This is a genomic window from Streptomyces sp. M41(2017) (genome assembly GCF_002078175.1).
In the GTDB taxonomy this organism is placed as follows: domain Bacteria; phylum Actinomycetota; class Actinomycetes; order Streptomycetales; family Streptomycetaceae; genus Streptomyces.
Map to the genome: position 1 here is coordinate 790716 of NZ_MWFK01000002.1, position 17573 is coordinate 808288.

Here is a 17573-nt window from a genome sequence, read left to right on the forward strand (position 1 = left end):
CGGGCGTCCGGCGTATCCCAGGACGCTTCCGTCAGGACTCGTCCCTCCTTCTCGCCGGACGCCGGTGTCACAGGGCGCCCCGCCTGATCCTGCGGAGCAGGACGAATCCGGCGATCACGAAGATCCCGCCGATCGCGGCCGGCCACAGCTGCGCACCGGTGTCGGCGAGCCCACCGCCCGCGACGGCCTGCGGTTCGGTCTGCGAGGCTGCCGACGGAGCGGATCCGGCCACCGGGGCGGTCGACGCGGCCGTCCCCACGTCGCCCGAGCCGTCGTCCGAGTCGTCGTGTGAGCCACCGGCCCCGGCGGCGTGACCCGAGGAGGTGACGTCGGCCTTGGGTTCCGCCTCGATCGGCGACGCGTCGTCGTCGCCGGCCGGCTCGGTGCCCTGGGTGCCGGCCGGGGGCTCCGCGGTCTGGCCGCCGTCGTCGTCACCGGGGGCCTGGCCGCCGTCGTCGTCGGACGGGTCGTCGGCGGGGGGCGCCGGCTGCTCCGAGGGCTCCTCGGAGGCGTTCGGGGGCTCCGCGCTCTCCGAGGGGTTCGGAGGCTCGGCGCTCTTCGACGGCTCCTGCGGTTTGCCGGTCTCCTCGGGGTCCTGGGAGTCGTCGTCACCCGCGCCGACCCCGCACTTCCGGCCCTGGTTGATGCAGTCGACCGCGTCCTTCATCAGGCCGTCGTCGAAGACGTTGATGAAGTCGCCGTGGTCGGTGACCGGCTTGTGCAGCTGCTCCGGGAAGGAGTCCACCGCGAAGAGCGGCGACGTACGGCCACCGTCCTTCAGGCTCGGCGCGTCCACGTCGTAGACGATGCGCTGCACCAGTTGCGGGATGGCCTTGAATCCGCCGGGGCAGTTGCCCTCGGCGTCCTGGAACGCCACGTGGGTGCGGTGGTTGGCGCTGTCGATGTTCGCGCCGTCCCAGCAGCTCTGGAACCTGAACGTGCGGACCACGTCGCTGCCCTGGGGGCAGACCGGGTACTTGTCCTTCAACTGCCGGTCCTCGAAGCCCGTGCAGCTCCAGGAGGCGTTGGCGTTCGCGGTGCCGTTGACGAAGGCCTTGGCGTCACCGGTGATGATGCGCAGCAGCCGCGGCATGGCCGTGACCTTGCCGCGCGCGTTGCCCACGAAGGTCAGCGTGACCTGCTTGGGCGTGACGATCTCGCCGGCGTTGCCCTCCGTGCCGCCGCCCGCCGCGTCGGCGTCGCGTTCGCGGGTGCCGTTCTGGAGCCGCAACACCGGCCAGTAGTAAGTGGACTTGTCGCCCTTGTCCTGGCAGGTGGTGTCGGCCTTGGCCAGGTCGTCGTCACTGGCGAAGGCGTTGTTGGACTGGTTGCCGACGTAGTCGTGGAAGTGGTGGGCGCCGTTGGTGACGCCGGGGGCCACGATCACGTTGTCCGAGTTGAACAGGCCGTTCGCGTTCACACCGCAGCTCGTGACGAACTCGCCGGTGGAGGCGCCGTCCTGGGGCCGCGGGGTCTGCGCGGCGGGCTGGACGGAGTTGATGTCGGCGAAGTCCGCCACCACGGGGCCGTTCCCGGCCGGCGCGTCACCGCCGCCCTGCTGCCCCTCCTGCCCCTGGGCGCCCTGGTCCTGCCCGGCCTGCCCTTCCTGTCCCTGGTCCTGCCCGCCGCTCTGGTCACCGTTCTCGTCCGCGCCGCTCTGGTCGCCGCTGGAGCGAAGGGTGCAGGCCGCCAGGTCGTCGAGTCCCCCGGGCCGGTCGCCCGCGGCGTCGACGGCGGTGACGATGCGGCCGATCGACTCCGACCGCTTCTCCTTCAACGGGTTCATGACCGCGTCGGCGCCGCTGTCGCCGTTCTGCTCCATCTGCGCTCCGTCGGAACGGAGTTGCTGATAGGCCTCGGCGATCTGCTGGTCCAGCGCGGCGAGTTCCTTGTCGACGTCGCCCTTCGCCGCGTCGGGCACGGTCGTCAACTTCTCGCCGACGTCGGGGCAGTCGATGGTGGCCGCTCCGGCCGACAGGACATGACTGCCGGCACCCTGCGCGCCTCCACCCCCGCCGCTCTCGGTGGCCGAGGCGTAGACGTTGACGGCGACGAGCCCGCCTCCGCCCAGAATCAGCGCGACTGCTGCAGAGGTTGCGCGTCGTGCGCCCGTGGGGCGTCTGCGCCTGTTGCGTCCCAAGGAAATGCTCCTACGCGTCGTGGTCGGCCCCGCCTGAAAATCCCCCAGCCCTATACGCGAGGGGGCGCCGGTGTGTTCAGCCGTCCCGCGAATTCACAGCAACCCCGTATGGAGCAACGGTCCGAGGCGTCGCCGCGATCATGACCGGGGAGGCGCCCACCGGGCGTACCGCACCCGCCGGGCGGCCGTCCGCGAACCGCCCGTGGACCCTCCGCGCTTGCACCGGCCGCCGAGCGATGGCCTGATGGGAACACTGCACCACCCCTGGGTCGTGGCCGAGGCCGAGCCGGTGGGGCAGGGTCGCCTGCTCCGCCGTCTCCACCGTGGGCACGACCAGGGCCACGGCAGGAGGCGGGTGAAGCAGGTGACGGGAGTCGCGCACGACTACGCGGGCGTGTTCCACGCGCTGCCCGGCATGGTCGCCCTGCTCACCCCCGAACTGGTCTACGTCGACGCCAACGACGACTACCTGAACAGTTCCGGCCGTTCCCGTGAGCAGTTGGTGGGGCGGTATCTGTTCGACGTGTTCCCCGACCGGCCGGACGATCCGGCGTCCGACGGGGTGCGCAACCTCGAGGCGTCGCTGCGCCGTGTGGTGGAGACCGGGCAGCGCGACACCATGGCCCTCCAGCGCTACGACGTCGAGTCCCTGGAGCGGCCGGGTGTCTGGCAGGAGCGGTACTGGAGTCCGGTCAACGCTCCCCTGCTCGACGAGGACGGCAGGGTGGTGCTGCTCGTCCACCGGGTGGAGGAGGTCACCGAGCTGATCCGGGCCCGGGGCAGGCGGACCGACGCCGACCGGGCACGTTTCCTGGAGGCCGAGCTGTTCAGCCGCGCCCGGGAGCTCCAGGAGATCAACGAGCGCCTGCGGCGGGCCCACGCCCGGGAGCGCGAGGTCGCCCTCGCCCTCCAGGACGCGCTGCTGCCGGCAGCGCACTACATGGGCCCGCACCGGGCCGCCGTGCGCTACCGGCCGGCCACCAGCGCTCTCAACGTGTGCGGCGACTGGTACGACCTGGTGGACCTCACCGACGGCCGGATGTCGATCGCCGTGGGCGACGTGGTCGGCCACGGACTGGCGGCCGCCTGCGTCATGGGCCAGTTGCGCAGCGCCCTCAGCGCCGCGTCACGCGCTTCGAGCAGCCCCGCCCGCGCCCTTGAGGTGCTCGGCCTGTACGCGCGTTCCGTGAAGGGCGCCGAGTCCACCACGGCGGTGACCGTCCGCGCCGACTGGGAGACCCACTCCCTCACCTACAGCAGCGCCGGGCACCTCCCGCCGCTCCTGCTGCGCGGCGACGGACGGGTGGAGTTCCTGGACCGGGCGACCGATCCGCCGCTCGGGGCCCGGCCGGACCACGTGGCGCGCCCCGAGGCCACCACCGACTTCGCCGAGGGCGACACGCTGGTCCTGTACACCGACGGTCTGGTCGAGCGCCGCGGGGAGGACATCGACGTGGGTCTCGGGCGTCTCGCCGCCTCCCTGTCCGACCACCGGGCCGACGAGCCCGAGGTGCTCGCCGACGCGCTGCTGTCGGAGCTGCTTCCGCCCGGCGGCGCCACGGACGACACCGCCCTGGTGATCCTGCGCCTCTGAGCGGGCCGCCGGGGAGATCGGGCGACGGCGCTCAGTGGCTGCCGGTGAGTTCACCGCTCAGCGTGCCGTGGATGCGGGCGCTGCGCTCGTTCAGGCCGGTGATCCGGACGTTCTTCCCCCGCTGGGCGTACTTGGCCTCGATCGTGTCCAGGGCCGCGACCGAGGAGGCGTCCCAGACGTGGGTGGCGGACAGGTCGATGACGACCTCGCCGGGGTCGTCCGCGTAGTCGAAGCGGGTGACGAGTTCGTTGGCGGAGGCGAAGAAGAGCTCGCCGGTGACCCGGTAGAGGACGCTCGTGCCGTCGGGGTCGATGACCGAGGTGACGTCGGCGGCGTGGGCGACCCGCTTGGCGAAGATCAGCACGGCGGCGACGGAACCGACGACCACCCCGATGGCGAGGTTGTGGGTGGCCACCACGCAGACGACCGTGAGGACCATGACGGTGATCTCCCCCGCCGGCATCCGCTTCAACGTCCTCGGCGCGACGGAGTGCCAGTCGAAGGTGGCGACCGACACCATGACCATGACGGCGACCAGGGCGGCCATCGGGATGTCGGAGACGACGGGCCCGAAGACGACGCAAAGCACCATCAGGAACGTTCCGGCCAGGAACGTGGACAGGCGGGTACGGGCGCCGGAGACCTTGACGTTGATCATCGTCTGGCCGATCATCGCGCAGCCGCCCATGCCGCCGAGGAACCCGGTGACGATGTTGGCGATGCCCTGGCCCACGGACTCCCGGGTCTTGTCGGACCGGGTGTCGGTGATCTCGTCGACGAGCTGGGCCGTCATGAGCGACTCCATCAGGCCGACCAGCGCCATGGCGAGGGCGTAGGGAGCGATCGTCGTGAGGGTGTCGAGCGTGAAGGGCACGTCCGGCAGGCCGGGGACCGGAAGCGACGAGGGCAGGTCACCGCGGTCGCCGACGGTGGGAACCGCGATGCCGGCCGCGAGGGTGATCACCGTCAGCACGACGATCGAGACCAGCGGCGCCGGGACCACCTTCGTGATCCTCGGGAAGAGGACCATCAGCGCGAGCCCGGCGGCGGCCAGCGGGTAGACCGCCCAGGGCACGTCCGTCAGCTCCGGCACCTGCGCCAGGAAGATGAGGATCGCGAGGGAGTTGACGAAGCCGACCATCACGCTGCGCGGGACGAACCGCATCAGCTTGGCGACTCCGAGCGCGCCCAGCACGATCTGGAGGACACCGGCGAGGATCACGGCGGCGACGAGGTACCCGAAGCCGTGCTCCCGGTTCAGCGGAGCGATGACCAGGGCGACCGCGCCCGTCGCCGCCGAGATCATCGCCCGGCGCCCGCCGACGACGGAGATCGTCACCGCCATGGTGAACGAGGCGAACAGGCCGACGGCCGGGTCGACCCCGGCGATGATCGAGAACGAGATCGCCTCGGGGATGAGCGCGAGCCCGACGACCAGACCGGCCAGCGCCTCGGTGCGCCAGACCTTCGGATCGGAGAGCCAGGCGGGGGCGGGCGGGCGCAGCCGGGAGGCCGCGGACAGCGGTGAGAACATGCAACCGTTTCCGTGTCGGGCGCCCGCGCCCAGACCCTGGACACACCGCGCGTCGTGCTCGTTCGTCCCGTCGCGCTCGGTCTCCGGGGGACGCGGCGTCCTCGGTGCGTGCCACGCCGGCGCGGTGGCTTGCCGGGGAGGTGGTGCGACGGGACACCTGGCGGGCGTCGTTGCCCGGGGTCCGTGCCGTCGCCGGCCGGAGGCACCTGGACCGTCGGGGCCGACCGCCGTCACGCCTAGCGGCGCGTCCGGCACGCGAAGACTCTAGCCTGACGCGGGCGACGGTGTGACGCGGCTCCGGCGGCGTCCGAACTCCCGTTGCTCACGGGTCGGCTCGGCCGTGTGCTGCCGGTCTGCGACCGTCCCCCAGGGGCGTGCGGGTCTCCCTGACAGGCGGGCCCGACGGCTCGCGTAGGCGTCGTGGGCCGGTGACCAGGACCCCGGCGCCGCTACGGCCGCGCCGGGGAGGTCCTGGTGAGGAGGACACGGCCGCTCGCGCCCGCGAACAGCAGGCCCGCCACCATGCAGACCAGGGAGAGGGCCGGCCCGGAGCGCCAGTCGACGGCCGAGGCGCGGCACGCGAGGACGACGGTCACGGTGACGGCGGTGCACGGCAGGGCGATCAACGCGGCGCCGGTGCGGGTGAGGTCGTCCTCGGCGAGGGCACCGAGGACACCGACTCCGAGGGCGAGCGCCCACACGCCGAGTGCCTGGGCGTCCGCACGGTTGGTGGCCCAGGGTACGAAGCCGCCCCAGAAGCCCGGCCTGGTCAGCAGCCCCGCGCCGATGCCGAGCCAGGCCGACCCGAGCACGGCCAGGGCCGGTTTCGACCATCCGGGGAGCGGCGCGGTACTCGGACCGATCGGCCGGGCGGGGGCGAGGTACTGCCACCCCAGGGCGACGAGGACGAACACACTCAGCACGCCGAGGACGAACAGCCAGCCCAGGCTGAACAGGACGGGGACGACGGAACCGCCGCGTGCGATGTAGAGGTGCCCGGCATCGAGCAGGCTCACCGAGAAGAGGCCCACGACGACGATCGCCAGCGGCAGGACGAGCGTGCGGACCTCGTGCCAGGCCCGGGCCCGGCTCACGGCGAACAGTCCCGGCGCGGTACCGAGCATCGCCGCTCCGATCAGTCCCGGCGTCAGCGACTCCGGCGAACGCCAGGCGCCGAAGACGTGTCCGGTGAGACCGACGGCCATGAGGAGCCCGCCGACGAGGACGCTCACCACGGCCACGGTAGTGGCCAGCATCGCCACCCCCGCGGTGAGCGGCCGTCCGCCGCCGGTCGGAGGAGCGGGGGCGCTGCCCCGGGCACTGTCCGGAGCCTCGCCCCGTGCGACCACGGGATTCGGGGCCTCGGCGACGGCCGGTTCCCCGCCCGTCCCACCGGTCGCGCCCGTCGGGTCGGCCGCCGACCGGGGGGTTCGCGGATCCTCCTCGGTGTCGTCGTGGCGGGGCAGATCTGATGCGTTGGCCATGGGGTTCCGTTTCCGGACGGGGTCGATGAGGACGTGACGAGGCCGGGCGGACAGGCATCGGGTGCCGGCAGGTCGGGGGCGAGGTCGGGTACGACCGGCATGCGGCGCCGGTTCCGGGCACGTAGGGGCCTGCGTACCGCTTGCCGCTAGGAGACGGGGGACGAGAGGCGGGGGGCCGTGGCGCGCGCGGGCGCGGCCCGCTTGAGGACCTCCCGGGCGTACATGACGCGCAGGCTGACCACGAGGGTCGCCGTGGTCGCCAGCGCACCGCAGCCGATCGCCGCTCCCGCCGAGACGGCCGTGAGCCGGTCGAGGCCCAGCGTCCGTTCGAAGAGCGGTGCGGCGGCCGCCGACAGCACCGGTGCCAGGCACAGGGCCGTCCAGTGCAGCCGCCACTCCTCCCGGGCCCAGAGGCGGCCCTCACGGCCGGTGCGCAGGGCGCAGGAGGCCATGACCGCGTAGGTGACGGCATACGGCAGGAGATACGCGAGCAGCAGCCGGCGGCCGGGGGCTCCGAAGTCCAGGCCGGAGCGGACGATCCAGGTGAGGGCGAGCGCTCCGGCGAGGTGGGCGACGGCCAGGACGGGCAGCGGGGCCCAGGAGCGGGACATGCCGGAGATCTTCCGGCGCCTGTCCAGGGAGCGCGAGGCGATGAGGGCGCCGAAGGCGACCACCGAGCCGAGGTGCATGGTGGCCGCGCGGTTGATCTCCGCCATGGAGAGGCCGGGCATGATCATGGGCAGGCCGCCCCACTCGAACCGCAGCAGGGGTGCCGTCAGCAGGAAGCCGTAGCAGAGCAGCATCCAGCGCTGGTGCAGGTCCGGATAGCCGGCGACGGCGGAGAGCACGCCGAACGTCACGCTCAGGACCGTGCCCACCAGGATGGTGGCGAGCACGATCCAGAAGGCGGCCCCGCTGAACGCGTCCTCGGGCGCGGTCCGTGCCAGGTACAGCGCGGCACCGGCCATCGACGCGTAGACGGTGACGGCGAAGACCACCCCGAGAGCGCGGTGCAGCCGGGTCCGCCGCCGCACGGCGGTGAGCACCTGCAACGGCCCGAGAAGCATGAGGAGGCCGCCGAGGACGGAGTGCACGATCAGCGGCAGGAGGCTGTGGCGGTACGGCTCGATCCGGGTGGCGAGGGCGTCCGCCACGTAGCGGGGCGAGACCACGCGCCCGAGGATCCACTCGCCGAACGCCGGGGCGCCGGGACGCGCGTACGGCCACAGCTCGGTCATCGCGATGGGCGCGTAGCCCACGCACACCGCCGAGACGGCGATGACGGCTGCACGGCGCCAGGTGGTGCCCGTCGGACGACGCACGGCGACTCCCTGCTCGTGGTCGCGGACCGACCATCGATAGTCTCGTTTGGACTATCGAGACGGTAGGGCCGCCCGGGCGCCGGGGTCAACGGTCTGTCGCGTCCTCGTCCCGCCGCTGCACCCACTGCCAGAAGTCGACCATCATGCGCTCGTACCGGATGCCGAATTCCAGAGCGTCACGCTGCCCCCGCGTCAGCAGTTCCCCGACGCTCTCCGCCAGCGCCTCGTAGTCGCCGAGCGTCCGGACGTGCTCGTCCAGCTGAACGGGCCCGAGCAGATCCGGCCGGCCGCCGAACCAGAGCTTGAGGATGCCGCGCTCCCGGGCCTCGACCGGGACGAAGGCGGTGTCGTCCAGCCAGTCCCGCAGCGCGGCCCTGCCCTCGTCGGTCAGCGTGAGCACCCGGCGGTTGCGGCCGCTCTCCTGGCGCACCTGCGCGAGAAGGCCGGCCTCCAGGAGGCGGTCGCACTGGGCGTACACCTGGGCGTGCGGAACGGACCAGAAGGGCGCCACCGTGCGCGCCGCCTCACCCTTGACGTCGTACGCGCTGGCCTCGCCGAGCTTGTCGATGACGCCGAGCACGAGGAACGAGGCGGTGGTCAACCGAGCATCAGCCATGGCCCCGACCGTATCGCCACCCGAACACCGCGCGGCACACCCGTGAGCAGGCCGCGGAGGGCGTCCGACGCGAAGAACGCGCGGGTGACCGTCACAATGCGGGGTATACGGGCGATCACACTGCCGACCGCACTCAGGCCCGCGGGGCACGCACGCTAGGAGTTCTTGTGACCACCTACGTCATCACCGTTCCCGGGACGTTCGTCCACGGCGTCTCGGACGCCTCCCGCGCAGACGTGGAGCGCAGGCTGCGTCCCCAGGACCCGCAGAACACGGATCTGGGCGAGACGGAGGAACTGAGCCTGCTGACCGTGGACGAGAACCACACGTTCTCGGTCCGGCTGGAGGTCGAGGCCGCGGACCGGCGCAGCGCCGAGGCGGAGGCGGTACGGCTCGTCTCCGGGGCGCTGCGCGAGAGCGGCCTCTCCGAGAACGACGCTCCGCTGGGGCCGGCCGCCGTCACGGGGATCGACAGCGAGTTCTGACACCGACGGGCCGGAGAGACCCGGAACGTCGGCGGGACCGGCGGCCGCGGCATCACCGCGGCCGCCGGTCCCGCTGTCGCTCAGACCGGCCGTACGACGCTGTGGATCGCCGCCTGCCCGGCATGCTGGACGGATTCCTCGGTGATCCGCCCCCCGGGGCTGGGCGCGTGGACCATCATGCCGTCGCCGACGTAGAGGCCCACGTGGCTCAGGTCCCCGTGGAAGAAGATCAGGTCGCCCGGCTGAACCCCGGCCAGGGCGACGGCCGGTCCGATCCGCGCCTGGTCGGACGTCGACCGCGGCAGCAGCACGCCGGCGCTGCGCCAGGCGGCCTGGGTCAGCCCGGAGGGATCGTACGAGCCGGGCCCGGACGCTCCCCACACGCACGGTCTGCCGACCTGGGCGCGGGCGAACGCGACGGCCTCGGCGGCCCGGGTGTCGTAGCCGGTGACCGGCGGCACCCCGACAACGGCCATGCTTCCCGTGTCGTAGCCGCTGACCGGGGGCACCGCGACTGCGGCCATGCTTCCCGTGTCGTACCCGGTGACCGGCGGCACCGCGAGGGCGGGAATGCTCCCGGTGTCGTACCCGGGGTTCGGATCGGCGGACCAGGGGGCGCCGGGCGCCGGCTGGTTCACGGGTTCCGGCCACGACGGGTACCGGCTGTCGTCGAGGGCCGGGGCCACCGGCTCGGCCGGGGCGGACCATGTCTCCTGCAGCGGCCGGTACTCGACGGCCGCGACCGGCAGCGAGGCACTCTCGACCTGCGGGTGCCCGGCCTCGACCGCCGGCCACGCGGCACCGGCCACGGACGGGTACGCGGCCGTCGCGGCCGGTACCTGCGCGTTCCCGGCGGGCCAGTACGGGGCCGCGGGGGCGGCCGTCTCCACGGGCGGCAGTTCAAGGGGCGGGTACGCGACCGGCGCCGGCACGCTCCGCCGCGCGTTGTGCCGGGTCAGCAGGTCCTGCGCGGCGGCCAGTTTGCGCCGGGCGCGGTCCTTGCGGAGCCGCGGGGAGGACGCCTCGGCGACGGGCGCGGCTCCGCCCACCACCGGCAGGGGCCCGGTGGCCGGGGCGGCGCCGTCCGGCACAGCGAGAGCGAGCCCGGTCGTCGGCCCGGAGACCGGAGCGGCGGTCAGTTCGAGAACGGGACGGGCGGTGAGTTCCGCGACCGGCGCCGCGACGGGGCCGGCCGTCAGTTCCCGTACGGGAGCAGCCGTCAACTCGGCCACGGCGCGCACGTCTTGGGCGGGGAGCTCCATGGGGCGTCCGGCACCCCCGCCGGACCGGGCCGTCCCCCGCCCTCGGTCGGGCTGCCGGTCCGCGGGCAGTACGGCCGCGACCGTGGGTCCCAGCCGGGATCGGGCGCCGTCGAACCACTGGCGCATGAGATCGCTCTGGGCGGCGTCGACACCCCCGCGCTGTTCCCCGGCCGGGCCCTGGTCGGTGAGCCGTCGGGCCACGGCGCGCCGGTCGCCCTGCCGGGAGGAGAGGCCCGCCAGGGCGCGGGTGGCGTTGAAGTTGCCGGTGTCGTCCTCGGCGCGGTCGTAGAGGGATGCGAGCCGTCGGCGGACTTCGTCGCCGCTGGGCTCGGTGCGTTCCGGCGCCATGGGGATGGCACTCCTTCCGTCGTCCGCCTACCGGGTTAGCTGTCGGGTTCGGGCGGACGGTTCCGGAAGGTATGCCCTACGGCCCCAGCCCCGTAGGGCAGTTGGCCGATTCACCCCAGGTTCGGTGGGTCCCCGGCTCCGGCTGCCACGAGGACGGGCCGGACTCGGCGGAGGCCGCACCGCCCGGCGAGCGTTCGCCGGAGGGAGTCGGGCGGCCTGGTCGTCAACCTAGCGAGGTTGTGACCTCCGTGTGAAGATCCACGTCCCAGATGTCCGATACATTTTCGTGACCTTCGTCGCATCGCCCCGCTGTGCGACCGCGGGAGCACACCCCGTGCGCGAACGGGCCGTCGGGAAGGCCGCGTTCGGCCGTGCGGGCCCGTCACGAGTCCGCGTCCGCCCGCTCCCTCCATCGCATCTCCACGGTGGGCCGGGACCTCCGGTCGGCGTGAGCAGGCCGTTCGAGGTACGAAAAGAACTGGCGTTCCCTGACGGCTCGTTCGACATCGTCGGCTGTCGTTGGTCATGCCGTGACCGGTTCTGGCCGACCCGGCCGGATCACCACCACGTCGGCGGCGCGGCCCTACCGTCGAGACAAGCAAGGCCCGCGGAAGGCCCCGAGAGCGAGTCGAGGATCCCCACGTGCACGATGCACCGATCTATGCCCAACTGATCTCCGAACGCGGCGACATACCGACGCTCGTCCGAAGCGAAGCCCGGCGGCTGCAGCGCGACTTCGAGTGGATCCTCAGCTGGGATCCGTCCACGGGCGGTCCGCTTCCCGGGTCCGCCCCGCGCGTCACGGCCGGCTCGCGTCGCTCCTTCACCCCGGGTCCGGATCCCGCGGACCGGCTGGACTCCGCCTGAGTCCCCGACCGGGCGGGCGCCGCCTCCCGCCCGGTCGGGCACGGGGCTAGAGGACGCCGGGTTCGCCGTCCGGTCCCTCGGCGGGAAGCCGCTCCTCCGCGCCGCCGGCGCGGGACACCAGACCGGCGACCGCCGAGCCCGTGGCCTCGTGCCAGGTCCGCGCGCGCCGCAGCATCGCGTGGTCACCGCCCACGACCCGTACGGCGCTCGCGGAGGATCCTTCCTTCGCGGCCCGGCGCACCAGGGCGAAGGACGACGCGGGCTCGGTGATCCGGTCCCGGTCGCCGTGCAGGACGATCACCCGCTTGTCCCGCAGATGGGTCACCGGCTCACCCTTCGGACACCAGGGCGCCAGGGCGACCACGGCCCTCACCTGTGGCGCGGCGGCGGCGCGCAGGGCGGCACGGCCCCCCATCGAGTGACCGACCAGCACCACCGGCACGTCCCCCACCAGGTCCGTGAGCTCGGCGAGGGCCCGGTGGACGTCAGCGACCGGATCGGCGGCTGCTCCGTTCCAGCCGCGTACGCGGTAGCGCACCTGCCCGACGAAGACGTCCTCGTCCGGCACGGCCCGAGTGACGGCGCGCACGAACGGCCGCATCCGAAGGCCCGAGACGTGCCAGGGCCGGGAGGGGGCCAGACTGTCCGCCCTGCCGCCGTGGAGGATCAGCACCGCGGCGCGCGCCGGACCCGCGTCCCCGCCCGTGAGCCGGTGCGGCACCAGCGCCGTCAGTGCCCGGGCCGCCCCGGGATGCAGTCCGTCGCGGGCGGACATCCGCGCAGAGCCTCGCATGACACCTCTTCACCGTCGGAGCGTTCTCGACGCCCCACCCTAGGCCGACGAGGGTTCGTGCCGCCGGTCACTGGATATCCGGAGCCGACGCGCGGACGGTTTGGTGGAGCTGCCCGCCCGCCGGGCCCGCGCGGGGCGCCGTCCCGGGAAAGGGCGCGTGCCTCTTTCGTCCGGCAGCCGCATCAGGGGCTCCGGCCGGCCGGGGTCAGGCGCGTGCCACCGCATGAACCCGCCCCCGGTCGTCCCTGTCCAGCTCGACCGGGGGCGGGCGGTCGCTGGACCTACGCCTTCCTCGCGTCGTCCGGGCCGGCTGCGGCGACCGGACGGGGACGGCCGTGGGCGTTCGAGGCGGGTCGTCGGTGCGGTCTCACTCGGCTCCCCCGGGGCGGCCGCCGTAGCCGCTGCGCCACTCCTGGTAGAGCCGCCACAGGCGCTCGGCGCGCGGGCAGCGGCCCGATTCGCGCAGACACGTGCGGCAGTTGCCCACATGGCCGATGTACGCGGCCTCGGGACTCTCTCGCCCTGGTTGCGGATTCGTCATGGCCCTCGGCACCTGTCGGTGCGACGTGCACGAACGCGACGTCGCTACTGATGCCGTACTTCCGTGCGGGATCGCCCGGCGGATGCACCCGCCGGGGCCCAATGTCTCTCTGTCGGGCCCGACTTCGGCCGGTGCGCCCGCCGGTTCAGTCGAACAGGCCGACGTCCGCCGCCACGCCGTCCGGCTCGTCGGACGCGGGTCTGCGGACGAGCAGGCCGTCCACCGCGAAGTCCATCTCCGCGACGTCGGGAGCGGGCGGCGGATGGTAACGCCCGCCGCACACCGACAGGTTGACGATGAGATACGCCTCCCAGTGCCGGCCCACCCCGCGCCGGTCGGCGAAGGCACGGACGCCGTTCACCCACCACACGACTCGGCGGGCGCCGAACTCGACCACGAGGTCCACCCGGGCACCGGGCCGGACCGCCTCGTCCCGGTAGTAGTGATGGGCGCTCCGGACGTGGTTGGAGAGTTCCAGCAGGTCGGGGTTGTCCGGGTGGTACTCGAAGACGTCGATCTCCTGTCCGCCGTCCCGCCACGTCCAGATGGCCGGCCACGCGCCGAGCGCCGTGGGCAGCCTGACCCGGGCCTCCAGCACGTCCCCCGTGCGGACCATGAACGCGTCCTCGCTGCCCTCGGTGGTGAGCAGTCCCGCGTCCCACGCACCGTCGGAGCGTCGGGTCGCGCGGAAGACTCCCGAACGGCAGTAGGCCGGGTCGGTCACGAGGTGGTCGAGCTTGTCATCGCCCGGGTTGACCGGGCCGCCGTCGGGATAGGCCCACGAGCGGCCGGCGACCCATTGGCTGGTGGAGGTGAAATCCGCGGTGAAAACGACATCGGACACCCGGGGCTCCTCGGCGACAGCGTTCGTGTTCGGGCCAGGTTCTCCCCCGGGAGCCCCGGCTCACACGCCGTTCGCATGGACCTGCCGGCAAACAACCCTTGGGAGTGAACGGCAACAGCCCTCTCCGTCTCCTCGCGAGCTCTAGGGCGTGTCCGGCCAGGCGTCCCGTTCGGCGAGCCGGAGGATCAGGGCCGCGATGTTCCAGGCGTCGTCCTCACCCCGGTGATGCCTTCCCTCCAGGGGCAGTTCGGCGATCCGCAGTGCCTGCGCCATGCCCGGGCGTTTGCGCAGTCGGTGGGCGGCGGTGAAGGCGGCCTTCGCGTTCGTGTGCCGGTGGCCGAACGGGTAGCGCGTGCCGGTGGCGGCGCACTGGCGGGTGAACTGGTGGCGGTCGTAGTCGCCCCAACTCGCCCAGGGCCGCTCCCCCGCGCGGTGCAGGGCGGCCAACGCACGGCAGGCGTCGGCGAATCCGACCCCCTGGTCGACCTCGTCCTGCGTCAGCCCCGTCAGCTCCGTGCAGAAGGCGCTGACGGTGGACCGGGCGGGCCGCACCAGCAGTCGGTGCTTCTCGCGTCGTACGCCCTGCTCCAGATCGACGACCGTCAGACCGATCTCGATGATCTCGCTCACGGCGCCGGGCGGCGGCTGCCCCTCCCAGCAGGTCGCCTCGACGTCGACGACGTTCAACAGTCCCCCGGTCATGTCCATGCAGGTGAGGCTAGGGGGTACCGGTCGGCGGGTCACCGGGTTTTCGGACGGGCCGCGGCCGGCCGACGGGCGGGTCAGGGGCGCGGCCAGGGCCGTCCGCCGATGCGCTCGATGTCGGCGTTGAAACGGCGCAGGTAGGACGCGAAGGCGGCGATGTCCGACTCCGGCCAGTCGGCCATGACACGGTCCAGGGAGCTGATGAGCTGCTGCCGCTCCTGGTCCAGGAGGCGTGAACCCTCCTCCGTGATGCGGAACTTGCGGGCCATGCCGCCGTCGGGGTCCGGGATGCGGTCGACGAGCCCGGCCCGCATCGCGGCCGCGGTCTGCCGGTTGAGGGTGGAGGCGTCGAGCCCGAAGGCGTCGCTGAGTTCACCGATCGACATGGGCCCCTGGACCCGGATGCGGCTGAGCAGGATGTACGCGCTGCGCTCCAGGACACCGTCCTTGGTCCGGCCGCCCTTCTGGTGCATCAGGCCGTGACGGCTCAGCAGCATCTGCTCGTACTCGACCTCGTGGGTGGGCCTGACCATCGCGCCTGTCGCCTCCGGCTGTCGCACGGACCGCGCGTCACACGTATAGGCACGGCCCGCGACCATGGTCCCACATCTGCATGCATGAGCCACATCACATGCGCGATACATATGACGTGTACGATGCACATCCCTTGTCCCGCAGGCAGTCATCCCGAGACACACCGAGACACCCGAGGAGTCCCTCATGGACGCCCCCCAGCCCACCGCCCGAGCGAGCGGTGTGATCGCCACACTCGCCTTCGCCGGCACCGTGGCGGCGATCATGCAGACGCTGGTCACTCCGCTCATCGCCGAGCTGCCGCAGATCCTGCACACCACCCCCGCGAACAGCGCCTGGGTGATCACCGTGACGCTGCTCGTCGCCGCCGTCTGCGTGCCGGTCTCCGGCCGGCTGGGCGACCTGCTCGGCAAGCGGCGGATGCTGCTCGCCTGTTCCGTCCCGCTCGTGGTCGGCTCGGTCGTCTGCGCGCTGTCCTCGTCCGTCACGCCGATGATCGTCGGGCGCGGCCTGCAGGGCATGGGCATGGGCATGGTCCCGCTGGGCATCGCCCTGCTGCGCGACGTCGTACCCGCGGAGAAGCTGAGCTCGGCGATCGCGCTGGTCAGCGCCTCGATGGGCATCGGCGGCGGGCTGGGCCTGCCCATCTCCGCGGCCGTCGCGCAGTACGCGAACTGGCGTGTGCTCTTCTGGGGTTCGGCGGTCCTCGCCGTCGTCATCGGGACACTGATCTGGTTCCTCGTCCCCGACGTGCCGGCCGGCTCCAAGGGTCAGCGCTTCGACGTCCTCGGGGCGCTCGGGCTGGGCGTCGGCCTGGTGTGCCTGCTCCTCGGCGTCTCCAAGGGCGCCGACTGGGGCTGGGGTTCCGCCACGACGCTCGGACTGCTCGTCGGCGCCGTCGTGGTCCTCGTCGCCTGGGGCGCCTGGGAACTGCGCACCCGGGACCCGCTGGTCGACCTGCGCACGACGGGCCGCCCCCGCGTCCTGCTGACCAACGTCGCCTCGATCTTCGTCGGGTTCGGCATGTACGCCAGCATGCTGATCATCCCGCAGCTGCTCCAGTTCCCCGAGAGCACCGGCTACGGCCTGGGGCAGTCGATGCTCGCGGCCGGCCTGTGGATGGCGCCGGGCGGCATCATGATGATGATCGTCTCCCCCTTCGGCGGGAAGCTCACCGATGCCCGCGGCCCGAAGTTCACCCTGGTCTGCGGTGTCCTGATCATCGCCCTCGGCTACGGTCTCTCGCTGGCCCTGATGAGCACGGCCTGGGGTCTCATGCTCGTCGGCATGGTCGTCAGCAGCGGGGTCGGACTCGCCTACGGCTCCATGCCCGCGCTCATCATGAGTTCCGTGCCCCTCTCCGAGACCGCCGCGGCCAACGGGTTCAACACCCTCATGCGCTCGCTCGGCACCTCGGTGGGGTCGGCGGTCGTCGGCGTCGTCCTCGCGCAGATGACGACCACCGCGGGCGGCTACACCTTCACCTCCGAGAACGGTTTCCGCACCGGGCTCGTCGTCGGCGGCTGCGTCGCCCTGGTCGCCGCGGCGATCGCGGCCGTCATCCCGGCGGTCCGTGCCACGGCCGGTACCGACACGGCGGGCCCGACGGCCGCGCCCGAGGTGACCGCCGCCGCGCGCTGACACCGCGGGCCGAAAGGCGGTCCGCACCTGTCTCGGGCAGGCGGTCGGCCCGGCTGCCTGCCCGAGCCGGTTTTCCCGGACGCGAGCCGTACGTCCTTCCCGGAGACCAACGGAAGGCCGTGCGGCGCTCGCGTCCGTCAACTCCCTTTCGGCGCGCGCCCCTACGCGACCACCGTGGACCTGCCGAGGTAGGTGAGCGGCCCCGGGTCGGCGACAGGTATCTCGTGGAAGTCGAGCCGGTCGTAGAACGCCCGGGCCGCCTTGTTCGCGGTGACCATGCCGAGATGGACGGCGGGCACCCCGCGGTCGTGCAGCGCGGCCAGCAGGGTGTGCATCAACGCCCGTCCGTGACCGCGGCGTTGATACGCCGGCAGCAGGTCGATGTGCAGGTGCGCGGGATACGCGGCCAGTTCGGCGAGGACCATGCGTTCGGGGGTGTGCAGCAGCCCGACCATCTCCTCCGCGGGCGAGCGCGGCACCCCCGTGAGCGGCGGATAGCGGTGCGTGACCCGCGGGATCCAGGACTCCCGGAACCGCGCGACGAACGCCTCGGTGTCCGCCGTACCGATGACGTAGCCCACCGCCCGCCCGCCGTCGTCGAGGACGAAGGCGAGTTCGGGCTCCAGATGACAGTAGGGCTCCGCGAAGATCGCCGGCATCAGCCCCTCGTCGGGGAACAGGCCACGTGAGTCCCCTCCCTCGTCCGCGGTGCTCACACAGACGTCGGCGACGGCGGACCGGTCGGCGGGCCGGTAGGGACGAATGCTCGGCGATGCGCTCATGCACGGCATGGTGACGCCTTGGGAGCGCTCCCACAAGGGGGTGGAACAGCATTCGCCCGGACCTACGGGGGCCACCCGCTC

16 protein-coding genes and 1 riboswitch are annotated in these 17573 nt (G+C 72.7%); of the genes, 4 read left to right on the plus strand and 12 right to left on the minus strand.

Going from position 1 to position 17573, the window contains the following annotated elements:
* Positions 1–67 precede the first annotated feature (67 nt).
* Positions 68–2140, minus strand: a complete 2073-nt coding sequence (locus B0675_RS29080; protein ID WP_107482869.1) for a DUF1996 domain-containing protein — start codon at positions 2138–2140, stop codon at positions 68–70.
* 244 nt (positions 2141–2384) lie between these two features.
* On the opposite strand from B0675_RS29080, the gene B0675_RS29085 reads away from it, so the two are divergent.
* Positions 2385–3734 carry a SpoIIE family protein phosphatase gene (locus tag B0675_RS29085; protein WP_081222576.1) on the plus strand — a complete coding sequence of 450 codons (1350 nt, stop codon included), beginning with the start codon at positions 2385–2387 and terminating at the stop codon, positions 3732–3734.
* 31 nt (positions 3735–3765) lie between these two features.
* Here the strand turns inward: B0675_RS29085 and B0675_RS29090 are convergent, their stop codons facing one another.
* The 4 genes from B0675_RS29090 to B0675_RS29105 all read right to left on the minus strand — a co-directional run bounded on the left by B0675_RS29090 (position 3766) and on the right by B0675_RS29105 (position 8690).
* Positions 3766–5268: a SulP family inorganic anion transporter gene (locus B0675_RS29090; protein ID WP_081222577.1), complete on the minus strand. Its 1503-nt coding sequence runs from the start codon at positions 5266–5268 to the stop codon at positions 3766–3768.
* A 449-nt stretch (positions 5269–5717) separates the two neighbouring features.
* Positions 5718–6752 carry a hypothetical protein gene (locus B0675_RS29095; RefSeq protein ID WP_081222578.1) on the minus strand — a complete coding sequence of 345 codons (1035 nt, stop codon included), beginning with the start codon at positions 6750–6752 and terminating at the stop codon, positions 5718–5720.
* A 146-nt stretch (positions 6753–6898) separates the two neighbouring features.
* The gene (locus B0675_RS29100) at positions 6899–8074 is read right to left on the minus strand and encodes a DUF2306 domain-containing protein (RefSeq protein WP_241540049.1); all 1176 of its coding nucleotides are present in this window, start codon (positions 8072–8074) and stop codon (positions 6899–6901) included.
* Positions 8075–8159: 85 nt separating this feature from the next.
* Positions 8160–8690: a PadR family transcriptional regulator gene (locus tag B0675_RS29105; RefSeq protein WP_081222579.1), complete on the minus strand. Its 531-nt coding sequence runs from the start codon at positions 8688–8690 to the stop codon at positions 8160–8162.
* Between the two features lie 167 nt (positions 8691–8857).
* Between B0675_RS29105 and B0675_RS29110 the strand changes: the two genes are divergently transcribed.
* Positions 8858–9175 (plus strand): hypothetical protein, encoded by a 318-nt coding sequence (locus B0675_RS29110; RefSeq protein WP_081222580.1) that lies wholly within the window; start codon positions 8858–8860, stop codon positions 9173–9175.
* Between the two features lie 80 nt (positions 9176–9255).
* Here the strand turns inward: B0675_RS29110 and B0675_RS41570 are convergent, their stop codons facing one another.
* Positions 9256–10785, minus strand: a complete 1530-nt coding sequence (locus B0675_RS41570) for a C40 family peptidase (RefSeq protein WP_241540050.1) — start codon at positions 10783–10785, stop codon at positions 9256–9258.
* 8 nt (positions 10786–10793) lie between these two features.
* Positions 10794–10965, minus strand: a riboswitch (cyclic di-AMP (ydaO/yuaA leader).
* Between the two features lie 462 nt (positions 10966–11427).
* Here B0675_RS41570 and B0675_RS29120 point away from each other — a divergent pair.
* Positions 11428–11652, plus strand: a complete 225-nt coding sequence (locus tag B0675_RS29120) for a hypothetical protein (protein ID WP_081222581.1) — start codon at positions 11428–11430, stop codon at positions 11650–11652.
* A 46-nt stretch (positions 11653–11698) separates the two neighbouring features.
* Here the strand turns inward: B0675_RS29120 and B0675_RS29125 are convergent, their stop codons facing one another.
* The 5 genes from B0675_RS29125 to B0675_RS29140 form a co-directional block, all read right to left on the minus strand.
* Positions 11699–12445, minus strand: a complete 747-nt coding sequence (locus tag B0675_RS29125; protein WP_241540051.1) for an alpha/beta fold hydrolase — start codon at positions 12443–12445, stop codon at positions 11699–11701.
* A gap of 367 nt (positions 12446–12812) precedes the next feature.
* Positions 12813–12986, minus strand: coding sequence for a hypothetical protein (locus B0675_RS41575; protein ID WP_164370131.1), 174 nt, complete (start codon positions 12984–12986; stop codon positions 12813–12815).
* 145 nt (positions 12987–13131) lie between these two features.
* Complete coding sequence (locus tag B0675_RS29130) at positions 13132–13830, minus strand: beta-glucanase (protein ID WP_081222583.1); 699 nt, start codon at positions 13828–13830, stop codon at positions 13132–13134.
* A 141-nt stretch (positions 13831–13971) separates the two neighbouring features.
* The gene (locus B0675_RS29135; RefSeq protein WP_081222584.1) at positions 13972–14538 is read right to left on the minus strand and encodes a 3'-5' exonuclease; all 567 of its coding nucleotides are present in this window, start codon (positions 14536–14538) and stop codon (positions 13972–13974) included.
* Between the two features lie 74 nt (positions 14539–14612).
* Positions 14613–15068: a MarR family transcriptional regulator gene (locus B0675_RS29140; RefSeq protein ID WP_081222585.1), complete on the minus strand. Its 456-nt coding sequence runs from the start codon at positions 15066–15068 to the stop codon at positions 14613–14615.
* Between the two features lie 187 nt (positions 15069–15255).
* Here B0675_RS29140 and B0675_RS29145 point away from each other — a divergent pair, with 187 nt between their 5' ends.
* The gene (locus B0675_RS29145; protein WP_081222586.1) at positions 15256–16710 is read left to right on the plus strand and encodes an MFS transporter; all 1455 of its coding nucleotides are present in this window, start codon (positions 15256–15258) and stop codon (positions 16708–16710) included.
* Positions 16711–16871: 161 nt separating this feature from the next.
* Here the strand turns inward: B0675_RS29145 and B0675_RS29150 are convergent, their stop codons facing one another.
* Positions 16872–17492 carry a GNAT family N-acetyltransferase gene (locus tag B0675_RS29150; RefSeq protein ID WP_179165463.1) on the minus strand — a complete coding sequence of 207 codons (621 nt, stop codon included), beginning with the start codon at positions 17490–17492 and terminating at the stop codon, positions 16872–16874.
* Positions 17493–17573 lie beyond the last annotated feature (81 nt).